Here is a 4,011-nt window from a genome sequence, read left to right as displayed (position 1 = left end):
CGCGTAGCACTGCCGACTGAATAACACATCCCCGTCAATACGGTTCTTGCTGCACGCTTACCTCTGATTTAGGATGCGCAAAAAACTCATCCGGTGCAGCTTGTTCCACTATCTCCCCACGATCCATAAAAATCACCCGGTCAGCGACGGTTCGCGCAAACCCCATTTCATGCGTTATGCACAGCATCGTCATACCTGACTGCGCCAGCCCAATCATCGTATTCAGCACTTCTTTTACCATCTCCGGATCTAGCGCCGACGTAGGTTCGTCAAACAGCATGATCTTTGGTTTCATACAAAGTGAACGCGCTATGGCAACGCGTTGTTGCTGACCACCAGAAATCTGTCCGGGAAACTTCTGTGCATGTTCAGCAATTCTCACCCGCTCAAGATAATGCATCGCCAGAGCCTCAGCCTCTTTCTTTGGCATCTTACGTACCCAAATCGGTGCCAGGGTACAGTTCTGTAAAACGGTCAGATGAGGGAAGAGATTGAAATGCTGAAAAACCATTCCCACTTCCTGTCTGACACGCTCAATATTGCGGATATCTTCGTTAAGTTCGATGCCATCCACCACGATCCGTCCCTGTTGATGTTCTTCCAGATGATTAATACAACGAATGGTTGTCGATTTCCCCGAACCAGAAGGGCCACACAGTACTATTCGTTCTCCCGGTTGCACGGTTAAATTTATATTTTTCAGAACATGGAATTGTTCATACCATTTATTGACGTTTTCCAGCGTAATCATCGCATTAGCAGGTTGCGGTAAAATTTGACTCATAGTGTCCTCAATGCGGTGTACGCCCGGTGTTAAAACGTTTTTCCAGATGTTGGCTATAACGTGACATGCTGAAACAGAAGATCCAATAGATCAGTGCGGCGAAAACATACCCTTCCGTCGACATACCCAACCAGGCTGGATCAACGGTTGCCTGCTGCACACTACTGAAAAGATCGAACAGCCCGATGATGATCACCAGACTGGTATCTTTGAAGAGTGCGATGATGGTATTTACCAGCCCAGGAATTACCAGCTTCAACGCCTGTGGCAGAATAACCAGCCCCTGAGTTTTCCAGTAACCCAATGCCAGCGACTCTGCTGCTTCGTATTGCCCTTTAGGCAGCGCTTGTAATCCACCTCGCACGACTTCCGCAACATATGCTGACTGAAACAGAATGACTCCAACCAGTGCGCGGATCAGTTTGTCGATACTGGTGCCTTCTGCCATAAACAACGGCAGCATGACCGAAGACATAAACAAAACGGTGATTAGCGGTACGCCACGCCAGAACTCGATAAAAATGACCGATAAGATACGCACAATCGGCATATGGGAGCGGCGACCTAACGCCAGTAAGATCCCCCACGGTAGCGCTCCTGCAATCCCAACTGATGCAATAATTAAAGTTAGCGTCAGTCCGCCCCATTGCCGGGTTTCAACCCGCTCAAGACCAAGAAACCCGCCATACATCAGCCACCAGACAATCAGTGGGTAAATCACCGCCCATACCGCAATATAACGACCGCGATGTGGGAGTATTTTCCAGAACATTGGCACGATAGAAACAAGGCCAATCAGTAATGCCTGGTTAATTCGCCAGCGTTGGTCGTGTGGGTAAAGCCCATACATAAACTGACCGAAGCGTTCGTGGATAAAGACCCAACAAGCCCCGGCTTTAGTGCAGTCGGCCCGTGTTGAACCGACCCAGTCGGCCTGTAAAAAAGCCCAGTTCAGCAGCGGTGGGATCAGCTCCCACATCAACCATAAGCAGCCAATAGTCAGCAGGCTATTGCTCCAGTTGGAGAACAGATTTTTGCGCATCCACACGATAGCGCGGCCTGAGTTGTGGCTCGCCGGGCGCGAGGGATGAGACAGCAATACTTTTGTCATCATGACTCCTTAGCGTTCAACGATCGCGATGCGGCGGTTATAGATATTCATCAACAGCGAGATTGTCAGGCTGATAATCAGATAGACCGACATAGTCATGGCTATCGTCTCGATGGCTTGCCCGGTCTGGTTCAGCACGGTGCCAGCAAACAACGAAACCATATCCGGATAGCCAATAGCGGCGGCAAGAGAGGAGTTTTTGACGATGTTGAGATACTGGCTGGTTAACGGTGGAATAATCACTCGCAGTGCCTGGGGAATAATGACCTGGCGTAGCGTAACCGGGTTAGGTAATCCCAGTGACCGAGCTGCTTCGTGTTGACCATAAGGCACGGCCTGGATCCCGGCGCGGATAATCTCGGCGATAAATGCCGAGGTATAAACCGAAAGCGCCAGCGTTAAGGCTGCCAGTTCAGGAATTAAAACCATCCCGCCGCGGAAATTAAAACCTTGTAGGGCGGGAACATTCCATTGCAGTGCCGCACCAAAAAGCCACTGTGCCAGTAAAGGTAAGCCAATGATCAACATAACGGTGGTCGGCCAGGTTCGACGCAGTTGTCCGGTCTTTATCTGGTGCGTTTTATTAAAATGGAATAGTCCAACAGAAATGGCTATAGCAATAACAACAGTCAGGATAAACGCAATAAATCCGTCTCCCGGCTGCGGCGACGGAATATAAAGCCCACGATTGCTCAAAAAGGCCAGATCAAACGCACTCGCTGCCTGGCGTGGTCCGGGCAAATTGCGCAACACGGCAAAGTACCAGAAGAAGATTTGCAGCAGTGGGGGAATATTACGGAAGATCTCAATATAAATTGTGGAAAGCTTTCGTAGCAGCCAGTTATCCGAAAGTCTCGCCAGACCGATAAAGAAGCCCAGAACAGAAGCGAATACCATACATAATGCTGAAACCAGTAGAGTATTGAGTAAGCCAACAATAAAAACGCGTCCGTAGGTGTCGCCCTGCTGGTAATCGATCAAATGCTGGACAATACCGAAGCCAGCGCCGCGATCCAGAAAGGCAAAACCTGAAGTAATGCCACGATTACTGAGATTTGTTACGGTGTTGTGAAATAACCAACCAATAATGCCGACAACAGCAACAACGGCAAGGATCTGGAATAACCAGGCGCGAACCGTAGGGTTGGCAAAGGAGAGTGAGCCTTTAACGGTTGAGCGGCGATGAGACATAGAAACCTCGAAAACCATAACGCTGAAGAGAGCGCCGCCGTAGCGACGCTCGTTACCTCATACCGACTTAACGCACGGGCGGCGCGTACTGAATACCGCCGTTATTCCAGAGATTATTTTGCCCACGTTTAATCTTCAGCGAGCTTTCTGAACCTACGTTACGCTCAAAAATTTCCGAGTAGTTACCCACTTGTTTGATGATGTTATAGGCCCATTTATTATCCAGCTTCAGATCCTTGCCGTAATCGCCTTCTTTACCCAGCAGGTGCGCCATATCAGGCGTTGCTGGATTAGATGCTTTTTCATCGACGTTCTGGGAGTTGATGCCCATCTCTTCAGCATTCAGCATGGCGAAAAGCGTCCAACGTACAATCGAGAACCATTCATCATCGCCACGACGAACTACTGGACCAAGCGGTTCTTTAGAGATAACTTCCGGTAAGACAATCCATTCCGCTGGGTTACTTAATTTGATGCGCAGGGCATACAGTTGTGATTGGTCCGAGGCCAGCGTATCGCAGCGACCAGATTCCAGTGCCTTCGCTGATTCGTCAGAGCGATCGAAAGTCACTGGTGTGTACTTCATATTGTTTGCCTTGAAGTAATCGGCAACGTTGAGTTCGGTATCAGTACCCGCCTGAATACAGACGGTAGCGCCATCCAGTTCTTTCGCGCTTTTTAAACCCGCTTTATCGTGCGTCAGGAAGCCAATGCCGTCGTAATAAGTGACGCCAGTAAATGCCATTCCCATACCCGCGTCGCGGGATGAAGTCCAGGTCGTATTGCGGGAGAGCAAGTCAACTTCACCAGATTGCAATGCCGTGAAGCGTTCTTTTGCGGTGAGCGGGGTATATTTCACTTTCGTTGTCAACGCCAAGATTATTGGCCGTTTTTCGCCATTTTTAATGTCCGCTATTGGTCATTA

The 4,011-nt window shown here is 49.4% G+C and carries 3 protein-coding genes and 1 pseudogene; all 4 read right to left on the bottom strand.

Annotation, left to right across the window (positions count from 1 at the left end):
• Positions 1–34: 34 nt before the first annotated feature.
• Positions 35–784 carry an amino acid ABC transporter ATP-binding protein gene (locus A7090_RS23375; protein WP_105275710.1) on the bottom strand — a complete coding sequence of 250 codons (750 nt, stop codon included), beginning with the start codon at positions 782–784 and terminating at the stop codon, positions 35–37.
• Positions 785–791: 7 nt separating this feature from the next.
• On the bottom strand, positions 792–1,895 hold the full coding sequence (locus A7090_RS23370; protein WP_105275709.1) for an amino acid ABC transporter permease: 1,104 nt from the start codon (positions 1,893–1,895) through the stop codon (positions 792–794).
• 9 nt (positions 1,896–1,904) lie between these two features.
• Positions 1,905–3,086: an amino acid ABC transporter permease gene (locus A7090_RS23365; protein WP_105275708.1), complete on the bottom strand. Its 1,182-nt coding sequence runs from the start codon at positions 3,084–3,086 to the stop codon at positions 1,905–1,907.
• 67 nt (positions 3,087–3,153) lie between these two features.
• Positions 3,154–3,951, bottom strand: a pseudogene (locus A7090_RS23360) (amino acid ABC transporter substrate-binding protein); the annotation flags it as partial.
• Positions 3,952–4,011 lie beyond the last annotated feature (60 nt).

The organism is Escherichia sp. MOD1-EC7003, assembly GCF_002965065.1.
Classification (GTDB): domain Bacteria; phylum Pseudomonadota; class Gammaproteobacteria; order Enterobacterales; family Enterobacteriaceae; genus Escherichia.
Note: the sequence above shows the minus strand (reverse complement) of the source record. Positions and strands in the feature narration are given on the sequence as shown.